The organism is Frondihabitans sp. PhB188, assembly GCF_003752365.1.
In the GTDB taxonomy this organism is placed as follows: Bacteria; Actinomycetota; Actinomycetes; order Actinomycetales; family Microbacteriaceae; genus Frondihabitans.
Genome location: NZ_RJUO01000001.1, coordinates 202747 through 224702 on the forward strand (window position 1 = coordinate 202747; position 21956 = coordinate 224702).

The window sequence follows — 21956 nt, forward strand, 5'->3', positions numbered from 1 at the left end:
TAACCAGCCCAATGCCCGAACCTGCGAAATCCGGTGCTGAAGCTCGGTAACGATTCCGCTACGCTTGGGGGCCACAGGAGGTCCACGATGGCAGAGTCAGCCACCCCGTCGTCCGGCGCGGATAGCGCGCACGGTGACGCCCGCCCCGAGGTAGATACGACCCTTAGCTTCAACGAAGAGTTCCAGGCGCAGCTCGCTGCCCTCGAAGGCGGCGTGTCGTCCGACGAGCGCGAGGCCGTGTCCGCCTTGCCTTCCGGCTCCGCCCTTCTCGTGGTCCGCCGCGGTCCCAACATCGGAGCCCGCTTCCTGCTCGACGCCGACGTCACCGTCGCCGGCCGTCATCCCGACGCCGGCATCTTCCTCGACGACGTCACGGTCAGCCGCAAGCACGCCGAGTTCCACCGCCACGGCACCTCGTTCAGCGTCAAAGACCTCGGCTCGCTGAACGGCACCTACTTCGACGGCGTCCGCATCGACGAGGCCCTCCTCAGCGACGGCGCCGAGGTCCAGGTCGGCAAGTTCCGGCTCACCTTCTATGCGTCCCGAGTCGATCTCGCGAATCTGGCGACGAAGTAGTGCCGCGCGCTCTGGCCCGGGCGTCCACCGCCCAGGCTGCGCCGGATCTGTTGACCATCGGTCAGGTCCTCGCGCGCCTCAAGCCTGACTTCCCCGACCTCTCGAACTCCAAGCTCCGGTTTCTCGAAGAGCGCCAGCTCGTCACCCCCGTGCGCACCGCCTCGGGCTACCGCAAGTTCTCGCCCGACGACGTCGAGCGCCTCCGGTTCATCCTCGGGCTCCAGCGAGACCACTACCTCCCGCTGAAGGTGATCCGGGGGCACCTCGACGATCTCGACGCCGGCCGCCCCGTGAACCTCCCCACGGGCGCAGCGCCGACCTCGATGCTGGCTCAGCCCCGCCGGCTCAGCCGCGACGAGCTCATCGCCGAGACCGGTGCCACGGCGGCGCTCGTCGACGACGCTGTCGGCACCTCGCTGATTCCGGCCACCGATCTCTATGGCGACGAGTCGGTGCACGTCGTCTCCGCTCTCGTCGAGCTGAAGAAGTCGGGCATCGAGCCGCGTCACCTCCGGGCCCTCCGCGCCGCCGCCGATCGCGAGCTCGGCCTCATCGAGAGCGCCGTGGCACCGTCGGCCCGTCGGCGCGACGCCGCCGGTCGCGCGCGCGTCGCCGAGATGGCCCGCGAGATCGCCGAGCAGCTCGAGATCGTGCGCGGATCGCTGATCCGCACTGCGCTCGGCCGCCTCGATACGTAGACTGCTCTGACGACCTGCGACACGCCGCCCCGAGGGTGGCGAATGTCGCCGGGTCGAGGCGGGCCCGCCTGTACGGTTGACCCAGGTACAACCATCAACCCGATGTTGAACGTTAATGTGTCAATGTCCAGCGTGGTCGGCAACGTGAGAGGCACTTCATGAGCGAGACAGGTTCCCCCGAGGAAGCCTTCAGCGACGGTTCTCGCCCCTCGACCACCCCGGCCTACGGCGAAGAGCTGCTGTTCACCGACGGAATGGTCGAGCTCGAAGACGATCACGGCTACCGCGGCACCGCCGCCGCTCGCGCCGCCGGCATCAGCTACCGCCAGCTCGACTACTGGGCCCGCACCGGCCTAGTCGAGCCGACCGTCCGCAGTGCATCGGGCTCAGGATCGCAGCGCCTCTACGGCTTCCGAGACATCCTCGTGCTCAAGCTCGTAAAGCGGCTCCTCGACACCGGCATCTCGCTCCAGCAGATCCGCACCGCCGTCAACCAGCTCCGCGAGTCCGGGGTCAACGACCTCGCCCAGACGACGCTCATGAGCGACGGCGCCTCCGTCTACCTGTGCACCTCGAACGACGAGGTCATCGACCTCGTGTCGCGCGGCCAGGGCGTCTTCGGGATCGCCGTCGGCAAGGTGCTACGCGAGGTCGAGCACAGCCTGGTCGAGCTCGACTCGACGCCCGCGATGGACCCAGCCGACGAACTCGCGGCCCGCCGCACCCGTACGGCCTAGACACTCCAGAACGGCGAGAACGGCAGTCCACGGACTGCCGTTCTCGCCGTTGCAGTGTGTCTGGCGCCCTAGGAGGGTCTCTAGCGGGGCGCGGGGGTCTCGGCGTAGTCGCCGATCTTGGCCGTGCGCATGATGCGCTCGAGCAGCTGGTCGAAGTTGCGTGCCATCTCCTGCGCCGACTCGCCGGGCCACACGTGCAGAGGCTTCGCGGCACCCTGCGCCTGCTGCAGCGACGTCCGCTCCGGCAGCTGCGGCGAGAGCACGAGCGGCCCGAACATGTCGCGCAGCTCCTTGATCCGGAACTGGTGCTCGAGCGACTGCACGCGCGCCCGGTTCACGATGATGCCGAGGGGCTGGAGGCGAGGCGAGAGGCCGCGGCGGATCTCCTCGATCGCGCGGAGGGCGCGGTCGGCGGCGGCCACCGAGAAGAGGCCGGGCTCGGTGACGACGGTGACGCGGTCGGACGCCGCCCACGCGGTGCGCGTGAGTGCGTTGAGCGACGGCGCGCAGTCGATGAGCACGAGGTCGTAGTCGGCCTCGACGTTCGCGAGGGCCTCCTCCAGCTTCCAGATGTCGCGGATCGACGGGTGCGGCCCGTCGAAGTTGATGGCCGACGGGCTGCCGATCATGACGTCGATCTTGCCCTGGCGCCCCTTCGTCCAGCCGGAGGGCGCGATCGCCGCGCGCACCGTCTTCTCTTTCGGGGAGGCGAGGACGTCGGCGACGTTGAGGTGCCCGGCCACCGTGATGTCGAGGCCCGTGGACACGTCGGACTGCGGGTCGAGGTCGACGACCAGGGTCCGTAGGCCCTTGGCGAAGGCCGCCGACGTGAGTCCGAGCGTCACGGTCGTCTTGCCGACGCCGCCTTTGAGTGAGCTGACGCTGAGTACATGCACGTTGAACACGATAGCTTCACTACTGTTGAAGCACCTAAAAGCCGACAGCGAACCGCGGGGCGATCCGAGGGATTCCCAGGTGCGGCGCCGGCCCCTCCGAAAGGCACGAACCCTGTGTTCTCCAAGATCCTCGTAGCCAACCGCGGCGAAATCGCGATCCGCGCCTTCCGGGCGGCCTATGAGCTCGGTGCCCGCACCGTGGCCGTCTACCCGTACGAAGACCGCAACTCGATGCACCGGCTCAAGGCCGACGAGGCGTACCAGATCGGCGAGATCGGCCACCCGGTCCGCGCGTACCTCGACGTCGCCGAGATCGTGCGCGTCGCCGTCGAGTCGGGCTGCGACGCCATCTACCCGGGCTACGGCTTCCTCTCCGAGAACCCGGAGCTCGCCGAGGCCGCTGCCAGAGCCGGCATCACCTTCATCGGCCCGGACCAGCACGTGCTCGAGATGGCCGGCAACAAGGTCACCGCGAAAGAGAAGGCGATTGCTGCGGGCGTGCCCGTCCTGAAGTCGACGCCCGCCAGCCGCGATATCGAGGAGCTCATCAGCGGTGCCGACGAGATCGGCTTCCCCGTCTTCGCCAAGGCCGTCGCCGGCGGAGGCGGGCGCGGCATGCGCCGGGTCGATGAGCCCGAAGACCTCCGCGCCGCGCTCGAGGCAGCCATGCGCGAGGCCGACAGCGCGTTCGGCGACCCGACCATGTTCGTCGAGCAGGCGGTCGTGCGTCCCCGCCACATCGAGGTGCAGGTGCTCGCCGACGCGACTGGCGAGACCGTCCACCTCTTCGAGCGCGACTGCTCGGTGCAGCGCCGCCACCAGAAGGTCGTCGAGATCGCCCCGGCGCCGAACCTCGACGAGGGCATCCGCCAGGCGATGTACCGCGACGCGATCGCCTTCGCGAAGTCGATCGGCTACGTCAACGCCGGCACGGTCGAGTTTCTTCTCGATACCGCGGGGGAGCGCGCCGGCCAGCACGTCTTCATCGAGATGAACCCGCGCATCCAGGTCGAGCACACGGTCACCGAAGAGGTCACCGACGTCGACCTCGTCCTGACGCAGATGCGCATCGCGTCCGGCCAGACCCTCGCCGACCTGCACCTCGAGCAGAACGACATCCACCTGCACGGCGCGGCCCTCCAGACCCGCATCACCACCGAAGACCCGAACGCCGGCTTCCGCCCCGACACCGGCCGCATCACGACGTACCGATCGCCGGGCGGCTCGGGCATCCGCCTCGACGGCGGAACGATCAATCCCGGCACGCAGATCAGCCCGCACTTCGACTCGATGCTGGTCAAGATGACCGCGCGCGGCCGCGACTTCACGGCGGCGGTCACGCGCGCCAAGCGCGGGCTCGCCGAGTTCCGCATCCGCGGCGTCTCGACGAACATCCCGTTCCTGCAGGCCGTCCTCGAAGACCCGGCCTTCGCCGCGGGCGACCTCAGCACCGCCTTCATCGAGGAGCGACCCCAGCTCTTCGAGGGCCACGTCTCGCGCGACCGCGGCACCAAGATCCTCACCTGGCTCGCCGACGTCACGGTGAACCAGCCCAACGGCCACGGCGAGGGCGCGATCGACCCCGCGCTCAAGCTCCCGTCGATCGACCTCACCGAGGCCCCGGTCGCAGGAACTCGACAGCAGCTCCTCGAGCTCGGCCCGGCGGGGTTCGCCGGCGCCCTCCGCGCCCAGACCCGCCTGGCGGTCACCGAGACGACGATGCGCGACGCCCACCAGTCGCTCCTGGCCACCCGCGTCCGCTCGAAGGACCTCCTCGCCGTCGCGCCGTACGTCGCGCGCATGACCCCCGACCTCTTCAGCGTCGAGGCCTGGGGCGGGGCGACCTACGACGTCGCCCTCCGCTTCCTCGGCGAGGACCCGTGGCAGCGGCTCGCGTCGCTCCGCGAGTCGCTCCCGAACATCGCCATCCAGATGCTCCTGCGCGGCCGCAACACCGTCGGGTACACGCCGTACCCGACCGAGGTGACCGAGGCGTTCGTCCACGAGGCCGCCGCGACGGGCGTCGACATCTTCCGCATCTTCGACGCGCTCAACGACGTGTCGCAGATGCGTCCGGCGATCGACGCCGTGCTGGCGACCGGCACCACCGTCGCCGAGGTCGCCCTGTGCTACACCGCCGACCTCCTGGACCCGAGCGAAGAGCTGTACACGCTCGACTACTACCTCCGCCTCGCCGAGCAGATCGTCGACGCCGGCGCGCACATCATCGCGATCAAGGACATGGCGGGTCTTCTCCGCGCCAGCGCCGCCGAGAAGCTCGTCGGCGCCCTGCGCGAGCGCTTCGACCTGCCCGTGCACGTGCACACGCACGACACCGCCGGCGGCCAGCTGGCCACGCTGCTCGCCGCGGCGCGCGCCGGAGCCGACGCCGTCGACGTCGCCAGCGCGCCGATGGCCGGCACGACGTCGCAGCCGTCCGCCTCGGCTCTCGTGGCAGCCCTCGCGCACACCGAGCGCGACACCGGCCTCTCGCTCGCCGCCGTGAGCGACCTCGAGCCGTACTGGGAGGCCGTGCGCCGCGTCTACAAGCCGTTCGAGTCGGGCCTGCCCGGCCCCACCGGCCGCGTCTACTCGCACGAGATCCCCGGCGGCCAGCTGTCGAACCTGCGCCAGCAGGCCATCGCCCTCGGCCTCGGCGACCAGTTCGAGAAGGTCGAGGACTGGTATGCCGCGGCCAACCGGATCCTGGGCCGCCCGACGAAGGTCACGCCGTCGTCCAAGGTCGTCGGCGACCTCGCCCTGCAGCTCGCGGCGGCCGACGCCGACCCTGCCGAGTTCGAGGCCGACCCGTCGAAGTTCGACATCCCCGACAGCGTCATCGGCTTCATGGCCGGCGAGCTCGGCGATCTGCCCGGCGGGTGGCCCGAGCCGTTCCGCACGAAGGTGCTGGCGGGCCGCGACGTGAAGATCGGGGTGGAGCCCGTCGATCCTGCCGACCTGGAGCTCTTGGAGGAGCCCGGCCGCGCACGGCAGGAGACCCTGAACCGCCTCCTGTTCGCCGGCCCGACGAAGCAGTACCGCGAGGTCGTCGACACCTACGGAGACCTGTCGGTCGTCGCCACGCCCGACTACCTCTACGGCCTCAAGCCCGGCGTCGAGCACACGGTGCCCGTCTCGCGCGGCGTGAACCTCTACATCGGCCTGGAGGCCATCGGCGAGGCGGACGACAAGGGCGTGCGCACGGTCATGACGACGATCAACGGCCAGCTGCGCCCGGTGTTCATCCGCGACCGGTCGATCGAGGTGTCGCAGAAGTCGGCTGAGAAGGCCGACCGCACGCAGCCCGGCGAGGTCGCGGCGCCGTTCTCGGGCGTCGTGACGCTCAAGGTCGCCGCGGGCGATCGCGTGGAGGCCGGGGCCGCCATCGCGACCATCGAGGCGATGAAGATGGAGGCGGCGATCACCAGCCCGGTGGCCGGCGTCGTCGAGCGCCTCGCCATCCCCGTGACGCAGCAGGTCGACGCCGGCGACCTCCTGGTCGTGGTGAAATAGTCCGCCCCCTGATCTCGCCGCACTGGAGTCTCCCGGAATGACCGACCGCCCCATCCGCCTGTTCGGCGACCCCGTCCTGCGCAGCCCCTCCGACCCGGTGACGGTCGGCGACCCCGGCCTCGCCGATCTGGTGCAGGATCTCCTCGACACCGTCACCCTCCCCGGCCGCGCGGGAGTCGCCGCCTGCCAGATCGGCGTCGGCCTCCGGGCGTTCAGCTACAACGTCGACGGCGAGATCGGCTACGTGCTCAACCCCGTGCTCGTCGAGACGCGCGGCGAGGCCGACCTCGTCGACGAGGGCTGCCTCTCGGTGCCCGGGTTCTACTTCCCGCGCCGGCGGTTTCCGTGGGCTCGCGTCGAGGGCGTCGACCTCGACGGCAACCCCGTCGTGCTCGAGGGCGAGGGCCTCATGGCGCAGGCGCTCCAGCACGAGACCGACCACCTCGACGGGCAGCTCTATGTGATGGGCCTCGATCCCGAGATCAAACGCGATGCCATGAGGCAGATCCGGGAGAGCGACTGGTTCTGATCCGGTGCGCCCTTGGCGGCTGCGCCGCGGGGGTTGCCCGGCGACGGCGGGGGCCATCTCGGCGCGTGCGCGCGGCGCGGCGACGTCAGGCCGGCCGGCGCCGGGGCGCGAGGTGGCCGTGGGCGTCGGGTCGGCGGAGGCTCGGCGACGGCGGGGGCCATCTCGGCGCGTGCGCGCGGCGCGGCGACGCGGTGCCGGCCGGCGCCGGGCTGCGCGAGGTGGCCGTGGGCGTCGGGCTGCCGGAGGCTCGGCGACGGCGGGGGCCATCTCGGCGTGCGGCCGACCCCGGCGAAGCCGCCAGGCGAGTCAGCGGTCGGCGAGGAAGACCCGACCGCCCTCGACCTCGCCGACGAGGCCGGTGTCGAGCCAGTCGGCTCCGTCGGGCGGGACGACGCCGGTTCCGCGCAGGCCGATGCCGCCGTCGGGGCCGACGGCCACCTCGACGCCGGCGAGCGGGGCGCCGACGCCGCCGACGGGCCGCTCGAACGCGTCGTCGTACCGCTCGACGAGGGCCGGGCCGGTGGTCCGCACTCCGCCGAGCGCCTCGAGGGGTCGCACGTCGAGCGCGCGCATCAGGTGCCGCAGCCGCAGCGGCAGCGACTCCTCGTCGGCCAACGACACGACGACGCGCACGCGGCCGCCGACGGCCTTCCGCAGGCCCCTCAGCACGAGCGCGTCGGCGAGGGCGAACCGGGTCTTGAGCCCGCGCGGCACGGTCCCGGCCTCGAGCGCGGCCGAGTGCTCGACCGCGACCTCGAGCGCCTGCTTCAGCGCAGGGCCCCGGCTGGTCTGCTCGGCGCGAGCGAGCGTGGCCTCCTCGACGGCCTCGTAGGTCGCCGGGCGGGCGACGAGCAGCGTCGGCCGGAACGACGCCAGAGACTCGATGAGCCGCGCCGGGTCGGCGAGGTGGCCCAGGCGCGAGCCGGTCGAGAGGGCGAGCAGCGTCGTGACGCGGGCGAAGGCGTCTGTACCCGGCAGGATCTGCAGCACGGCGGCGTCCTCCCCGTCGACGGCCCCCGACCCCGCCAGGGCGAGGCCGAGCTCGACGGCCCGCGACACCAGGTCGGCGTGCGTGAGCTCGACGACGACGCCGGCGGAGTCGGCCATCAGCGCGGCGACGGCGGCGGGGTCGACGGCCGCGGCGCGAGCCGCGAGTTCCTGCGCGCTGATCCCGGCGCCGAGCTCGGCGAGCTTGTCGAGGTCGCCGAGGCCGATCTGCCAGGCCTCGGCCACCAGGGGCAGGTCGCCGTGGATCTCGTCGAACCGGGCGAAGTCGCGCACCGTCTCGACGACGACGGCGCGGGCACGGGTCTCCTCGAGCACGGCGAGCAGCTCGGTGGGCCCGTCGAGAGGAGAGAGGGGGAGCACGACGGCGCCGGCCAGAGCGGCGGCGAGGTCGACGAGGGCCACCTCGAACCGGCTGGTGCTGAGCACGGCGATCACGTCGCCCGCCTGCAGCCCGGCCGCCATGAATCCGGACGCCAGAGAGCGAGCCCGATGCAGGAACTCGCCCGCCGTCAGATCGAACCACCCGCCGAACGCGTCAGGGATCCCGATCAGAGCGGCCTCGGGCGCGGCCTCGAGAGCCGGGACGACCAGGGCGCCGATCGTGCCGTCGGGCAGGAGCGCCGGTTGTGAGACTTCGGCCTCGACGGGGTCGTCCACGGGCAGCTCCTCTCGCCCGGGGTCGGGCCGTTCCACTGTAGCGGCCACCCGTCCGGACCCGTGGCGGGGCCGCCCTCTGCCCGCGCCGCGCCGGGTAGAGTGATTGCTCGTGCAGGCAATCGGAATCGACATCGGCGGGACGAAGATCGCAGGGGGCGTGGTCACCGAGCTCGGCGAGATCGTCGCCGAGAGGCGGGTTCCGACCCCCACCGGCAACGACTCGCAGGCGATCGTCGACGCGGTCGTCGCCATGATCGACGAGCTTCAGCAGGTCGCGCCGACCTCCGGGGGAGACGTGATCGCCGCCGGCGTCGCCGCGCCCGGCTTCATCGACGCCGCCCAGTCGACCGTCTACTACACGCCGAACATCCCGTGGCGCAACGAGCCTCTCCGCGCGCGCCTGACCGAGAAGCTCGACCTCGACATCACCATCGACAACGACGCGAACGCGGCCGGCTGGGCCGAGTTCCGCTTCGGAGCCGGCCGCCTCGTCAGCGACATGACCATGCTCACCATCGGCACCGGCGTCGGCGGAGCGATCGTCACCGAAGACCGCCTGTTCCGCGGCGGCTTCGGCACCGGCGGCGAGCTCGGCCACATGCGCATCGTGCCCGGCGGCCTCGAGTGCGGCTGCGGGGCCCGCGGCTGCATCGAGCAGTACGGCTCGGGCCGTGCCCTGCTGCGCATGGCCGGCGAGGTCGCCGACCGCGGCGGCGCGACCGGCAAGGCGCTCGGCGACATCCGCGTGAAGAACGGCGAGCTGACCGGCCACGACGTGGCCGGCCTCATGGCCGCAGGCGACCCCGGCGCGCTCGAGGCCCTCGCCGAGCTCGGCACCTGGCTCGGCCAGGCGTGCGCGTCGCTCAGCGTGATCCTCGACCCGCAGCTGTTCGTGTTCGGCGGCGGCGTCGCCCAGGCCGGCGAGCTGCTGCTGAAGCCCGTGCGCGACGCCTACCTCGAGCATCTCCCAGCCCGCGGCTTCCACCCCGAGCCCGACTTCGTCATCGCCGAGCTCGTCAACGACGCCGGCGTCGTGGGTGCCGCCGACCTGGCCCGCACGCACGCAGCCAAGCTCTAGACTGCCTACGCCCGACGCAGCCAAGGGAGACCGCCGATGTTCTACTGGATCATGAAGACGTTCCTCTTCCGGCCGATCCTGCTGTCCGTCTTCCGGCCCTGGGTCGTCGGCAAGCAGCACGTGCCCGAGTCGGGCCCCGTGATCTTCGCGTCGAACCACCTCTCGTTCGTCGACTCGATCTTCCTGCCCCTGGTGCTCGAGCGCCGTATCTCGTTCCTGGCCAAGAGCGACTACTTCACCGGGCGCGGCGTGCGCGGCATGCTCACCAAGCTGTTCTTCAACGCCACCGGCCAGCTCTCGATCGACCGCTCTGGCGGCAAGGCCTCCGAGGCCTCGCTCAACACCGGCCTCGCCGTGCTCGCCCGGGGCGAGCAGCTCGGCATCTACCCTGAGGGCACGCGCAGCCCCGACGGGCGCCTGTACCGCGGTCGCACCGGCGTCGCGCGCATGATCCTCGAGGGTCGCGTCCGCGTCATCCCCGTCGCCATGATCGACACCCAGAAGGTCATGATCACCGGCTCGAAGCGGCCTCACCTGCACCGCATCGGGGTCGTCTTCGGCGAGCCTCTCGACTTCAGCCGCTTCGAGGGTCTGGAGGGCGACCGGTTCATCCTGCGCTCCATCACCGACGAGATCATGCACGAGCTGGCGACCCTCAGTCGGCAGGAATACGCCGACGTCTACGCGTCTTCGGTCAAGGAGAGGCGAGCCGTCCTTTCGCGATAGGCTCCCCTGGTCGAGATCGACTGATCGACGACCTGCCATCACCTAATTGAGGACACCGTGCTCCAGACCGATTTCCCAGTCATCTCCGCCGATCCCGACGTGATCGCAGGACTGGACTATTGGCGCACGCTCCCCATCAAGCAGCAGCCGCAGTGGGCCGACTCGACGGCCGTCGAGGCGGCTTCGGCCGAGATCGCCACGTACCCGCCGCTGGTCTTCGCCGGCGAGGTCGACACGCTCCGCGCCCGTCTCGCCGAGGCGGCCGCCGGCAACGCGTTCCTCCTCCAGGGCGGCGACTGCGCCGAGACCTTCGCCGACGCCACAGCCGACAACATCCGCAACCGGGTCAAGACGATCCTGCAGATGGCCGTCGTGCTCACCTACGGCGCCAGCGTGCCCGTCATCAAGATGGGCCGCATGGCCGGCCAGTTCGCGAAGCCGCGCTCCAGCGACTTCGAGACCCGCGACGGCGTGACGCTTCCGGCGTACCGCGGCGACATCATCAACGGGTACGACTTCACCCCCGAGTCACGGCAGCCGGATCCTGCGCGCCTCGTCCGCGGGTACCACACCAGTGCCTCGACGCTGAACCTGATCCGGGCCTTCACCCAGGGCGGGTTCGCCGACCTGCGCCAGGTGCACTCGTGGAACAAGGGCTTCGCCTCGAACCCCGCGAACGTCATGTACGAGCACCTCGCCAAAGAGATCGACAAGGCCGTCCGATTCATGGAGGCCGCCGGCGCCGACTTCGACGAGATGAAGCGCGCCGAGTTCTACACCTGCCACGAGGCGCTGCTCATGGACTACGAGCGACCCATGACCCGGATCGACTCGCGCACCGGCACCCCGTACGCCCTGTCGAGCCACTTCCAGTGGATCGGCGAGCGCACGCGCGACCTCGACGGTGCACACGTCGACTTCCTGTCGCGGGTGCGCAACCCGATCGGCGTCAAGCTCGGCCCGACGACGACGCCCGACGACATGATGCGGCTCATCGACAAGCTCGACCCCGAGCGCGAGCCCGGCCGTCTCACATTCATCACGCGCATGGGCGCCGGCACGATCCGCGCCGCCCTGCCGCCGCTGCTCGAGGCCATCAAGGGCGCCGACGCGACTCCGCTGTGGGTCAGCGACCCCATGCACGGCAACGGCATGACGACGCCCTCCGGCTACAAGACCCGGCGCTTCGAAGAGATCGTCGACGAGGTCAAGGGCTTCTTCGAGTCGCACCGTGCCGCGGGCACCCACCCGGGCGGCATCCACATCGAGCTCACCGGCGACGACGTCACCGAGTGCCTCGGCGGTTCGGAGCACATCGACGAGGCCACCCTCGCGACGCGCTACGAGAGCCTCTGCGACCCGCGCCTGAACCACATGCAGTCGCTCGAGCTCGCGTTCCTCGTCGCCGAAGAGCTCGCCGGCAACAACTAGCGGCGCCGCGCCCAGCCCCGAGACCCCCGTCGACACCGGTCGGCGGGGGTCTCGTCTCGTGCCCCCCGCCAAAATTCAAGGAGATATTTGCCGCAGCGGCCCGAGATCGCTGTCGCGCCGTGGACGAGGCCGAGAATCTCCTTGAATTTCGGGCGGCCGGCCCTCCGGCCTAGCCGATCCCGAACGCGTTGTACTTGAGCGTGATCGTGTCGCCCCGAAAGCCGGTCGCTGTCGCGCCGGGGTCGGAGCTCGACACGGTGAGCAGCGACTTCCAGTTGACGAGCACGCAGGCCGCTGCCGGCGTGCACGCCTTGTAGGCGACCTTGAAGCCGAGCCCGGTGAGCTGCTCCTCGGCGGAGCGGATCGACTTGCCTGTGACGTCGGGCACCGTGATCGGCTGCGGCCCCTTCGACACGACGAGGTCGATCGTCGAGCCTTCGACGACCGCGCCGTCGGCCGCCGCCGCCTGGCGGATCACCTGACCCTGGGGCACGCTGTCGCTGTACTCGCTCGACGCCTCGACGCCCTGCAGGTTGACGGCCTCGAGCGTGGACTGCGCGTCAGAGAGCGCCTTGCCCGTGACGTCGGGTACTCCGCCGAGCGACACGGTGAGAGTGACCGGACGCTTCTCCTTGTATGTCGTGGCCGAGCCGAGGTCGACGGTGTCGCCGGCCGAGTTCTTGCCGGCGACCGACAGCACGGTGCCTTTAGCGGCCGACCCGTCGAATCGGTAGGTCGAGTCGCCTACGGTGAACGAGCCGAGCTGCGACTTCGCGGTGTCTTCGGCCTCGCCGACGACGGCGGGGAAGGGCAGCGACTGCGGTCCCTGCGAGATCACGAGCACGACCTTGGCGCCCTTGGCCACCGTCGCGCCGCCGCGGGGCCGGGTGCCGAGCACCTGGCCGATGGCGATGTCGGGGTCGAACTGCTTGACCCGCTGGGAGCTGACCGCGAAGCCGTCGCCCTCGAGCGTCGACGTCGCCTGCGCGACGCTGGCGTTCGCGATCGACGGGACGACGGCGTGGGCGCCCGGGCCGTTCGAGAACCACCAGCCGACCGCGCCGGCGACGAGGGCGAGGACGATGACGATGGCGAGCCAGACGACGCCGCGGCGGCGGCGGGCGCGCGCCTTGCGGGTCAGGGCGGCGGCGTTGTCGGTCGGCGCTCCGGCGGGCAGGACCGGCCCGGTGCGGTGGCGGCCCTTCGCGAGGATCAGGGTGTCGCCCGTGGAGCCGGGGCCGGACGTCGGCCCGGTGCTCTGCGCCGGGGCCGGGCCGACCGGCGCCATCGCGGCCGGCAGCACCATGGTCTTCTGGATGCCCGTGGGCGCTCCGCCGCCGCGCTGCAGCTCGAGCAGGTGGTCGAGCATGGCGCGGGCGTCGCGGGGCCGCTGGTCGGGGTCGCGGGCTGTCGCCCACAGCACCAGCTCGTCGAGCTCGGCGGGAACGCGCGGATTCACCGAGCTCGGCATCGGCACGGTGTCGTTGGCGTGCTGGTAGGCGATCTGCATCGGCTGGTCGCCCTTGTACGGCTGCTCGCCCGTGAGCATCTCGAAGAGCATGATGCCGAGGGCGTAGATGTCGCTGCGCGTGTCGGCGATGCCGCGGGTCACGAGCTCGGGAGAGAGGTACGCGATCGTCCCGAGCAGCGCCGCACCCGTGGCCGTGTTGGCCGAGGCGGCGCGGGCGAGGCCGAAGTCGCCGATCTTGATGCGGCCGTCGTCCGCCAGCAGCACGTTCTCGGGCTTGAGGTCGCGGTGCACGATGCCGGAGCGGTGGGCGGCCGCGAGACCGGCGAGCACGGCCTCCAGGATGTCGGTCGCCTGGTCGGCGGTGAGCACGCGGTGGTCCTGGAGGAGCTCGCGCAGCGTGATGCCGGGCAGGTACTCCATGACGATGTAGGCCGACTCGTCGTCCTGCCCCTGGTCGTAGACGTTGACGACGTTGGGGTGCGCCAGCCGGGCGGCCGAGCGCGCCTCCTGGATGAAGCGCTCCTTGAAGTTCTCGTCGTCGGCGAGGTGGCCGTGCATGATCTTCACGGCGACCGGGCGCTCGAGCCGCTGGTCAGAGGCGAGGTAGACCGTCGCCATGCCGCCGCGGGCGATGCGTGAGCGGACCTGGTATCGACCGTCGATCAGACGGCCGATCATCGGGTCGGATTGGCTGGAGCTCACGCCGAGAATGCTACGGAAAGCGAGGCGACCGCCAGCCGCGGCTCACCGCCGAGGGTCAAACCGTTATGTGCGAGTTGCCCGGATCCGGGCCATCCCGACAGCGAGTTGCCCAGATCCGGGCGTTCTCGGCGTCGAATTGTCCCGTTCTGGGCGATCGGCGGGCAGCCCCTACAGGCTCGCGAGCCAGATGCGCGCCGACCGCTCCCATTTGGCGTACGCCGTCGGGTACGCCGAGCGCTGCACCGACTGCGCGGCCTGCGTCACGGTCATGCGCGACCAGCCGCGCACGTCGAGCAGCCCGGACGTCGACCCGGCGTTCGGGTTGTGCGATCCGCCGTAGAACAGCCGCGCCGCGTGGGCGGTGTCGAGCAGCTGCTTCCTCGAGCCCCAGCCCTGGCTCGGCCGCTGCTGGAACAGCCCCACCGAGTCGCGATCGCCCGACGACAGGTTGTAGAGGCTCGACTCCTGGGCCGCCGCCGCGAGGGCGATGACGATGCCGTAGTCGCTGACGCCCAGCGACCGTCCGACGGCGATGATCGTGCGGGCATTGGCGCGCTGCTCGGCGTCGAGGGCCGACGCGGGCACCGAGCCCGACTTCTGCACGGGGCTGGTCGCGGTCGAGGCCGCCGTGACGGTCGCCGCCTTCGACGGGATCGTCAGCTTCTTGCCGGCGTAGATCGTGCTGGTCCAGCTGAGGCCGTTGGCGTTCATCAGCTTCTCGACCGTGGTCGAGTGCGCCTTGGCGATCGACGAGAGCGTGTCGCCCGACCGGATGACGTAGTGCGCGCTCGACGAGCTCGACGAGCTCGACGAGCTCGACGACGAGGCAGAGGGGGCGCTGGAACTCGAGGTGGTCCCCATTCCCGGGATCGTCACCTTCTGTCCGGGGTAGATGATGCTGGCGAGCCCCAGGCCGTTCGCCTTCAAGAGGGCGGCCGTGGTCACACCGTGCCGCGCGGCGATCGACGAGAGCGTGTCGCCCCGTACCACGGTGTAGCGGCCTCCGGCGCTCGTCGTCGAGGCGGTGCTCTTCGTCGTCGTGCCGGCGCTCGCCTTGGCCGACGACAGGTGCAGCGTCTGTCCGGGGTAGATCGTCGACTTCCAGCTCAGGCCGTTCATCGCGAGCACCGACGCGGTGGAGAGGCCGTACCGGCCGGCGATGCTCGAGACCGTGTCGCCCTTCTTGACCGAGTAGGTGGTGGGTGCGGAGGCCGTCTCGATGTGCGCCGAGGCGAGTTCGACGTCGGGCGTGTCGGTGGTGACGGCCGTCAGGTCGAACGTGGTCGACTCCGTCGCCCTTACTGGGTCGGGGCTGACGCCGGGGCGCTTCTGGTGCGGCTGGACGTGGTCGGCCGCCAGGAGCGGTCCGGTGACGTTCGCGCTGACGAGCATCGACGAGGCGAGCACGATCGGGACGGTGCCGAGCATGCCGCGTCCGATCCGGTACGCGGCCGTGCGGGATGCGGGTCGTTCCTGTTCGGTCATTGATGTCCCCTGGTGTGATCCGACGGCGCCCGACCGGCGTGTCGACGTCGTCAACCGTGACACACCTGTATAGGCGAGTCAACTCATGAGGCGGGTGTGGCTGATGTGACTCGGGCCCCAAAGCGGGGGAGGGGCACCGGCCCCCGCGAACCCGTGGCACTCTTGAGGGGTGACCGAACTCTCGACGCGACCCTGGTTCGCAGACACGGCCTGGCTGACCCTCCCCGATGCAGCGGAGAAGCTCGGCACCACCGCAAGCCGCGTGCGGCGCCTCCTCGAAGAGCACGTGCTCATCGCTACCCGGGTCGACGGCGTCCGCAAGATCCCCGCGGTGCTCATCGTCGACGGCGAGCCCATGCACGAGATCCGCGGCACCCTCACGGTGCTCGCCGACAACCACTTCACCGACGACGAGGCCCTCGACTGGCTTCTGTCGGACGACGACGCGCTGGGGACGAGCCCGGTCGCGGCGCTTCAGGCGGGGCGGAAGGCCGAGGTGCGGCGCGTCGCGCAGTCGATGCTCTGATCTGTCGGGCTGGCGCCCCCGCGGCAACGACGCCCTCAGGCGCTGCGGGCCGTGACGGTCTCGGCCAGCTGCGAGAGCTGCTGCCGAGCACTGCCCGACAGGGGCGCCGAGATGATCGCGCGCTGCGCCTTCTCGACCTGCTCGGCGATCGACTCCTCGATCGCGTCGACAGCACCCGACTCGCGGATCGTCGCCTGCAGCATCTGGACCTGGTCGTCGTCGAGCTCCGGGTCTCCCAGCAGCTCGTCCAGCAGCCGGACCGCGTTGGCGGGGAGGGTAGCCCGCGCGGTCGCGATCAGCACGGTGCGCTTGCCCTCGCGGAGGTCGTCGCCGGCGGGCTTCCCGGTCACCTGCGGGTCGCCGAAGACGCCGAGGAGGTCGTCGCGCAGCTGGTAGGCGATGCCGAGCGGCAGGCCGAAGGCGCTCAGCGCGTCGAGCACCGGCGTCTCGGCCCCGGCCATCGCCGCGCCGATCCGCAGGGGCGCCTCGACCGAGTACTTCGCCGACTTGTAGACGATGACGCGCTGCGCCCTCGACAGCAGGAGCTCGTCGTCGACGCTGCCCCAGGCGCTCTCCTCGAGGATGTCGAGGTACTGCCCGACCGTCACCTCGGTGCGCATGCGGTTGAACTCGCGCCGCGCCGCGAGGGCGGCCGCGCGCGACTCGAGCGAGTCGAACGCCTCCGAGACGAGCTCGTCGCTCCACGAGAGGAGGAGGTCGCCGAAGAGGAGCGCGGCGTTGCGCCCGAAGGCCTCGCCGTCGCCGAGCCATGACTCGTCGCGGTGAAGGCCTTCGAAGCGGCGATGGGCTGCCGGCTGCCCGCGACGGGTGTCGCTGTTGTCCATGATGTCGTCGTGCACGAGCGCCGCTGCGTGGAAGAACTCCAGGCCGGCCGACGCCGTCATGACGCTCGCGAGCGCCTCTCGACCCGAGCCTCTGGAGAGCGGGTCGAAGCTGGTGGCCAGACCCGCGACGGACTGCCATCCCCAGTAGCAGAAGAGGGCCCGGAACCGCTTGCCGCCGTGCAGCAGATCGGCCGAGAAACGGGAGAAGGGGTCGAGGTCCGAGCCGATGCTGTCCAGATGCGGACGCTGTCCCCGGAGGAAGGTATCGATCCGGTCTTGAACGACGTCTACTAACCGCGTACTCTCAGCCACGCCGCCTAGCCTAACCACAGCTGGCGGTCGTAAGATCGGTAGCTACCAGCCGCGCACGAAACGACCGGTCCGACCGGGCGATTCCGTGCCAGCACCACCAGTCTCAGGCTCAGCCTGTAGGGGCTCTGCCTGAAGAGGCTCAGCCCGAAGGGGCTCCGCCTGAAGAGGCTCAGCCTGAAGGGAAATCAAGATGCCTCTTTCCGAACAGGAGCAGCGGCTGCTCGAAGAGATGGAGCGCAGCCTCTACAACAACGACTCCGACTTCGTCACCACCATGAACTCGCGTCGAGGACGACCGAGTTACACGCTGGTCGTCGTGGGCATCCTCGGTGCGTTGGCAGGTGTCGCCGTCGTCGTCGCCGGCGTCGCCTTCCGCCAGCCGCTCATCGGCGTCGCGGGCTTCATCCTCCTTCTCGCGGGTGCCCTCTTCGCTATTGCTCCTCCCCGTCGACGTGGCTCCCTCGGGCCTGCACCGGTCCCTCCCCAGTCCTCCACTCCGGGCGGCTCCGCCGGGCGCAATGGCCGCAAGGCGGGTGGCGGCAGCATGATGGACCGCCTCAACGATCGCTGGGACCGCCGCCAGGGCGGCGACGAACGCTGACCTCCTCTTCTTCTGAAAGGGCCGACCTCCGGGTCGGTCCTTTTTTGTGGTGAAACGCGCCTCGGACGCCTGATTCACTCCATTTTCCTCCACCCCGCAGACCCTTGTGTCTGCGGGGTTTTTGCATGTCATCGGCCCCCCGTTCGGGTCAAGGCATCGCTTTGGTGGCGCAGTGTGGAGTAAAGTGGAGGAAACGGCGGGCGAGTGGGGGTGACGTGCAGTGTTCCTCGGTACCTACGCGCCGCGCCTCGACGAGAAAGGCCGGATCATCCTTCCTGCGAAGTTCCGCGACGAGCTGGCCTCCGGCCTCGTGATGACGCGTGGGCAGGAGCGCTGCGTGTACGTCTTCAGTCAGCGCGAGTTCGAAGTCGTCCACTCGAACATCCGCAAGGCGCCCATCACGAGCAAGCAGGCCCGCGACTACCTCCGCCTGTTCCTGTCCGGCGCCTCGGACGAGATCCCCGACAAGCAGAACCGTGTGACGATCCCTGCGAACCTCCGGGCGTACGCCGGCCTCAGCCGCGACCTCACCGTGATCGGCGCCGGCAACCGGGCTGAGATCTGGGACACCGCGGCGTGGAACAGCTACTACGACGAGCACGAATCCTCCTTCTCCGACACCACGGAGGAGGTGATCCCCGGGCTCCTCTGACGCCCTCGGCCCTGACTCCCAGCCGTCCACCCCTGGCACACCTTCCCCGGTGCCAGGTGGGATGGATGGGGATCAGGGCCGAGGAATCAGACTCCGTCACTCATGGCAGACGACCAGATCCACGTTCCCGTCCTGCTCGAGCGCACCCTCGAGCTCCTCGCCCCCGCGATCTCCACGCCCGGTGCCGTCGTCGTCGACTGCACGCTCGGCATGGGCGGCCATTCGTCGGCGATGCTGTCGCGCTTCCCCGAGCTCACCCTCGTGGGGCTCGATCGCGACACCGAGGCCCTGGCGATCGCGGGGGAGCGGCTCGCCCCGTTCGGCGACCGCGCGAAGCTGGTCCACACCGAGTACGACGGCATCGGCCGCGCGCTCGATGGGCTGGGCATCCCGGAGGTGACGGGGGTCCTCTTCGACCTCGGCGTCTCTTCGCTGCAGCTCGACCAGGTCGACCGCGGGTTCTCGTACTCGAAGGACGCCCCGCTCGACATGCGGATGGACCCGACCCAGGGCACGACCGCCGAGACCATCCTGGCCACGTACTCCGAGGCGGAGCTCCGCCGCATCTTCTACGAGTACGGCGAGGAGAAGCTGGCTCCGCGCTACGCCCGCCGCATCGTCGAGCGTCGTGCCGACACGCCTCTCGTCCGCAGCGGCGAGCTCGTCGACCTTCTCCAGGAGGCCACCCCGGCCGCCCTCAGCCGCGCTGGCCACCCCGCCAAGCGCGTCTTCCAGGCCCTGCGCATCGAGGTCAACGCCGAGCTGGCATCCCTCGAGTCGGCCCTTCCGACCGCCCTCGACCGCATCGCGGTCGGCGGGCGGATCGTCGTGCTCGCCTACCAGTCGCTCGAAGACCGGTTCGTCAAGCGCGAGCTCGCGGCACGGACGACGTCGACGGCCCCCCGCGGGCTGCCGGTCGAGTTGCCCGAGCACCGCCCCGAGTTCTCCCTCCTCGTGCGCGGCGCCGAGCTCGCCAGCGATGAGGAGAAAGACGTCAACCCTCGTGCGACACCCGTGCGGCTGCGCGCCGCCGAGCGAATCCGGAGACAGGCATGAGCACCACCCTCGCCACCGCGCAGATCGGCCTCGAGCCCGATGAGAGCGTCCTCGACGAACTGGGTCCGCGCCGCAGTCCCATCGAGATCGTGTCGAGCCTGGCCCAGCGCCGCGCGCGACCCCGGCTCGTCTACGCGCTCATCGCCACCGCGGCGCTGTTCGTGCTGCTCCTGACCCAGCTCGCGATCAGCATCGCCCTGAGCCAGGGTGCGTACCAGATCTCGGCGCTGCAGAACGAGCAGACGACTCTGAACCGGTCCGAGGCGAAGTACTCCGAGAAGCTGCAGGTGCTGTCGTCGCCGCAGAACATCGCCAACAACGCGACAGCCCTCGGAATGGTCCGCAACCAGAACCCGGTCTACCTCGACCTGAACACGCTCAAGGTGTTCGGCACGCCCACTCCCGCGGCCTCCGACGCCGCGACGAGCGACAACCTCGTGGCGAACAGCCTCCTCAAGGGCGTTCCCGTCGTGACGAAGTCCACGAAGAGCACCGCGGCGAAAGACTCGGCCGACTCTTCGTCGACGACGGGCGCGGCAGACGTGAAATCCGCCACCGGTTCCGTACCGTCGAATTCGAACGAGCTGGCGGCACCAGAGACCCGCTAGCGGTGAGGAATGCTCTGTGAGTAACGCCCGACGAGGCAAGCTGAGTCCGGCCGCGATCGCGCACCGGGGTCGTCGCCGTCGCGCGACGGTCGCGGGCATCGTGATCTTCGCGCTCGTCGCGATCTTCGTGGTCCGCCTCGTCGACATCCAGGTGGTCCAGGCCGCGTCGCTGAACACGGACAGCCAAGACAAGAGGAGCGTCCCGCAGACGCTCTACGGCGACCGCGGCGACATCCTCGACACGAACGGCAAGGTGCTCGCGGCGACCGTCCTCCGCTACGACATCCTCGCCGTGCCGAAGTACGCGCAGGCGGGTTACAGCGTCACGTCCAAGAAGGGCGTGAAGACGACCTACACGCTGGCGCAGGCGTCGAAGCAGATCGCGTCCGCGACCGGGCAGAAGTCCTCGACCGTGCTCAAAGCCCTGACGGCCGACAAGACGAGCCTGTACGCGAAGGTCGCCAGCGCCGTCGACGTCGACTCCTACAACCGGATCGTCAAGCTCGGCATCTCGTGGCTGTCCCCGCAGCGCACCACCTCGCGGGTCTACCCCAACGGCGGGGTGGCGGGCAACCTGGTCGGATTCCTCGGCACCGACGGCGCGCAGCAGGGCCTCGAGTACATGTACGACAAGTGCCTCGCCGGAACGAACGGCGAGCAGACCTACGAGCGCGGCGCCGACGGCGTCAAGCTGCCCGGCAGCACGGTCACGACCAAGGAGGCGGTCGACGGCGGCACTCTGATGACGACCATCGACGAAGACCTCCAGTACCAGGTGCAGCAGGACCTCGATGAGCAGGTCACGGCTCTCGGCGCGCAGTCGGGCACCGCGATCGTCATGAAGGTCTCCGACGGATCGCTCCTCGCCGTGGCCGACTCCGACTCGGTCGACCCGAACGACGTCGACGGCACGCCGGTCACGAACCTCGGCTCGAAGGCGTTCACCGACTCGTACGAGCCCGGTTCGACGGTCAAGTCGCTGATCGCCGCCGCAGCCATCGACCAGGGCGTCGCGAACACCGGCACGCCGGAGACCGTCCCCTACAGCCGCACGTTCCCGTGGGGCGGCCGGATCAGCGACGCCGAGTTCCACCAGACCGAGCACCTGACGCTCGCGGGCATCCTGGCGAACTCGTCCAACGTGGGCATCACCCAGGTCGGCGAGCGGCTCTCGAAGCAGACGCGCTACGACTACCTCAAGAAGTTCGGCCTCGGCTCGCAGTCCGCGGTCGGCTTCCAGGGAGAGACGGTCGGCCAGCTGGGCACGCCGAGCAGCTGGGACAGCCAGACCGACATCAACTCGATGTTCGGCCAGGGCATCGCCACGTCGGCGATCCAGATCGCCAGCGCATACCAGACGCTCGCGAACGGCGGAGTCCGCATGCCGGCCACCCTGGTCAAGGGCTGCAAGCAGGCCGACGGGACCGTCATCGACAAGCCGAGCACGAGCGGCACGCGCGTCGTGTCGACGAAGGCCGCGCGCGACGTCGTCGACATGCTCGAGAACACCATCCCCGAGGGCACGCTCAAGGGCATGACGCCGATCTCGGGCTACAACGTCGCGGCCAAGACCGGCACGGCGCAGATCGCCGACGCGCCCGGGGGCGGATACGGCGACGACTACGTGATCTCGGTCGCCGGCATCGCTCCGGCCGAGAACCCCCAGTACGTCGTGCTCGTGACCTTCACGAAGCCGACTACGCTGAAGACTTCGTTCGCGGCGGCTCCGGCCTTCCGCGAGATAATGTCCCAGGTCCTGGAGACCTACCGGGTGAAGCCGTCGACCACGCCGGCCACCGACCTGCCAGACACGTGGTGACACAGGCCTGGCAGCACGCCACCTGGCAGC

At 70.2% G+C, this 21956-nt stretch carries 19 protein-coding genes; 14 read left to right on the forward strand and 5 right to left on the reverse strand.

The genetic code is table 11. The features are described 5' to 3' along the window. Positions 1–87: 87 nt before the first annotated feature. The 3 genes from EDF46_RS00950 (at position 88) to EDF46_RS00960 (ending at position 2011) form a co-directional block, all read left to right on the forward strand. The gene (locus tag EDF46_RS00950) at positions 88–576 is read left to right on the forward strand and encodes an FHA domain-containing protein (protein ID WP_123504414.1); all 489 of its coding nucleotides are present in this window, start codon (positions 88–90) and stop codon (positions 574–576) included. Continuing rightward, positions 576–1274: a MerR family transcriptional regulator gene (locus EDF46_RS00955; protein ID WP_123504415.1), complete on the forward strand. Its 699-nt coding sequence runs from the start codon at positions 576–578 to the stop codon at positions 1272–1274. The genes EDF46_RS00950 and EDF46_RS00955 overlap by 1 nt, the downstream gene beginning before the upstream one ends. A gap of 158 nt (positions 1275–1432) precedes the next feature. Beyond that, a complete protein-coding gene (locus EDF46_RS00960) occupies positions 1433–2011 on the forward strand; it encodes a MerR family transcriptional regulator (protein ID WP_123504416.1) in 579 nt (192 codons plus the stop codon). 80 nt (positions 2012–2091) lie between these two features. On the opposite strand, the gene EDF46_RS00965 is transcribed toward EDF46_RS00960, so the two are convergent. Continuing rightward, entirely contained in the window at positions 2092–2907 is an 816-nt protein-coding gene (locus EDF46_RS00965) for a ParA family protein (RefSeq protein ID WP_123505136.1), read from the reverse strand. Between the two features lie 114 nt (positions 2908–3021). Between EDF46_RS00965 and EDF46_RS00970 the strand changes: the two genes are divergently transcribed. Next, positions 3022–6420 carry a pyruvate carboxylase gene (locus tag EDF46_RS00970; protein ID WP_123504417.1) on the forward strand — a complete coding sequence of 1133 codons (3399 nt, stop codon included), beginning with the start codon at positions 3022–3024 and terminating at the stop codon, positions 6418–6420. Between the two features lie 37 nt (positions 6421–6457). After that, the gene (locus tag EDF46_RS00975) at positions 6458–6949 is read left to right on the forward strand and encodes a peptide deformylase (RefSeq protein WP_123504418.1); all 492 of its coding nucleotides are present in this window, start codon (positions 6458–6460) and stop codon (positions 6947–6949) included. Between the two features lie 306 nt (positions 6950–7255). Here EDF46_RS00975 and EDF46_RS00980 read toward each other — a convergent pair whose 3' ends face one another. Then, positions 7256–8614, reverse strand: coding sequence for an AMP-binding protein (locus EDF46_RS00980; RefSeq protein ID WP_158614126.1), 1359 nt, complete (start codon positions 8612–8614; stop codon positions 7256–7258). Between the two features lie 109 nt (positions 8615–8723). Between EDF46_RS00980 and EDF46_RS00985 the strand changes: the two genes are divergently transcribed. The 3 genes from EDF46_RS00985 to EDF46_RS00995 all read left to right on the forward strand — a co-directional run bounded on the left by EDF46_RS00985 (position 8724) and on the right by EDF46_RS00995 (position 11849). Next, a complete protein-coding gene (locus EDF46_RS00985) occupies positions 8724–9692 on the forward strand; it encodes an ROK family glucokinase (RefSeq protein ID WP_123504419.1) in 969 nt (322 codons plus the stop codon). A 36-nt stretch (positions 9693–9728) separates the two neighbouring features. Next, a complete protein-coding gene (locus EDF46_RS00990) occupies positions 9729–10418 on the forward strand; it encodes a 1-acyl-sn-glycerol-3-phosphate acyltransferase (protein WP_123504420.1) in 690 nt (229 codons plus the stop codon). A 99-nt stretch (positions 10419–10517) separates the two neighbouring features. Beyond that, positions 10518–11849, forward strand: coding sequence for a class II 3-deoxy-7-phosphoheptulonate synthase (locus EDF46_RS00995; RefSeq protein WP_123505138.1), 1332 nt, complete (start codon positions 10518–10520; stop codon positions 11847–11849). 169 nt (positions 11850–12018) lie between these two features. On the opposite strand, the gene pknB is transcribed toward EDF46_RS00995, so the two are convergent. Together pknB and EDF46_RS01005 are read right to left on the reverse strand one after the other, a co-directional pair. Beyond that, entirely contained in the window at positions 12019–14022 is a 2004-nt protein-coding gene (pknB, locus tag EDF46_RS01000; RefSeq protein ID WP_123504421.1) for a Stk1 family PASTA domain-containing Ser/Thr kinase, read from the reverse strand. Between the two features lie 168 nt (positions 14023–14190). Further along, entirely contained in the window at positions 14191–15507 is a 1317-nt protein-coding gene (locus EDF46_RS01005; RefSeq protein ID WP_233579742.1) for a LysM peptidoglycan-binding domain-containing protein, read from the reverse strand. 169 nt (positions 15508–15676) lie between these two features. Between EDF46_RS01005 and EDF46_RS01010 the strand changes: the two genes are divergently transcribed. Continuing rightward, complete coding sequence (locus EDF46_RS01010; RefSeq protein WP_123504422.1) at positions 15677–16033, forward strand: Rv2175c family DNA-binding protein; 357 nt, start codon at positions 15677–15679, stop codon at positions 16031–16033. Between the two features lie 35 nt (positions 16034–16068). On the opposite strand, the gene EDF46_RS01015 is transcribed toward EDF46_RS01010, so the two are convergent. After that, a complete protein-coding gene (locus EDF46_RS01015) occupies positions 16069–17190 on the reverse strand; it encodes a polyprenyl synthetase family protein (protein WP_123504423.1) in 1122 nt (373 codons plus the stop codon). 190 nt (positions 17191–17380) lie between these two features. Between EDF46_RS01015 and EDF46_RS01025 the strand changes: the two genes are divergently transcribed. The 5 genes from EDF46_RS01025 to EDF46_RS01045 all read left to right on the forward strand — a co-directional run bounded on the left by EDF46_RS01025 (position 17381) and on the right by EDF46_RS01045 (position 21926). Beyond that, positions 17381–17791 carry a DUF3040 domain-containing protein gene (locus EDF46_RS01025; protein ID WP_123504424.1) on the forward strand — a complete coding sequence of 137 codons (411 nt, stop codon included), beginning with the start codon at positions 17381–17383 and terminating at the stop codon, positions 17789–17791. A 220-nt stretch (positions 17792–18011) separates the two neighbouring features. Then, complete coding sequence (gene mraZ, locus EDF46_RS01030) at positions 18012–18443, forward strand: division/cell wall cluster transcriptional repressor MraZ (protein ID WP_123504425.1); 432 nt, start codon at positions 18012–18014, stop codon at positions 18441–18443. Positions 18444–18545: 102 nt separating this feature from the next. After that, positions 18546–19499 carry a 16S rRNA (cytosine(1402)-N(4))-methyltransferase RsmH gene (gene rsmH / locus EDF46_RS01035; RefSeq protein WP_123504426.1) on the forward strand — a complete coding sequence of 318 codons (954 nt, stop codon included), beginning with the start codon at positions 18546–18548 and terminating at the stop codon, positions 19497–19499. After that, a complete protein-coding gene (locus tag EDF46_RS01040; RefSeq protein ID WP_123504427.1) occupies positions 19496–20107 on the forward strand; it encodes a hypothetical protein in 612 nt (203 codons plus the stop codon). Before rsmH ends, EDF46_RS01040 begins: the two co-directional genes overlap by 4 nt. Positions 20108–20123: 16 nt before the next feature. After that, complete coding sequence (locus EDF46_RS01045) at positions 20124–21926, forward strand: penicillin-binding protein 2 (protein WP_233579743.1); 1803 nt, start codon at positions 20124–20126, stop codon at positions 21924–21926. The last annotated feature ends 30 nt before the right edge of the window (positions 21927–21956 follow it).

Coding starts and splice junctions, on each gene's coding strand:
- EDF46_RS00950 (WP_123504414.1), top strand. CDS start 88: ATGGCAGAGTCAGCCACCCCGTCGTCCGGCGCGGATAGCGCGCACGGT.
- EDF46_RS00960 (WP_123504416.1), top strand. CDS start 1,433: ATGAGCGAGACAGGTTCCCCCGAGGAAGCCTTCAGCGACGGTTCTCGC.
- EDF46_RS00975 (WP_123504418.1), top strand. CDS start 6,458: ATGACCGACCGCCCCATCCGCCTGTTCGGCGACCCCGTCCTGCGCAGC.
- EDF46_RS00990 (WP_123504420.1), top strand. CDS start 9,729: ATGTTCTACTGGATCATGAAGACGTTCCTCTTCCGGCCGATCCTGCTG.
- EDF46_RS01005 (WP_233579742.1), bottom strand. CDS start 15,507: ATGACCGAACAGGAACGACCCGCATCCCGCACGGCCGCGTACCGGATC.
- EDF46_RS01025 (WP_123504424.1), top strand. CDS start 17,381: ATGCCTCTTTCCGAACAGGAGCAGCGGCTGCTCGAAGAGATGGAGCGC.
- rsmH (WP_123504426.1), top strand. CDS start 18,546: ATGGCAGACGACCAGATCCACGTTCCCGTCCTGCTCGAGCGCACCCTC.
- EDF46_RS01040 (WP_123504427.1), top strand. CDS start 19,496: ATGAGCACCACCCTCGCCACCGCGCAGATCGGCCTCGAGCCCGATGAG.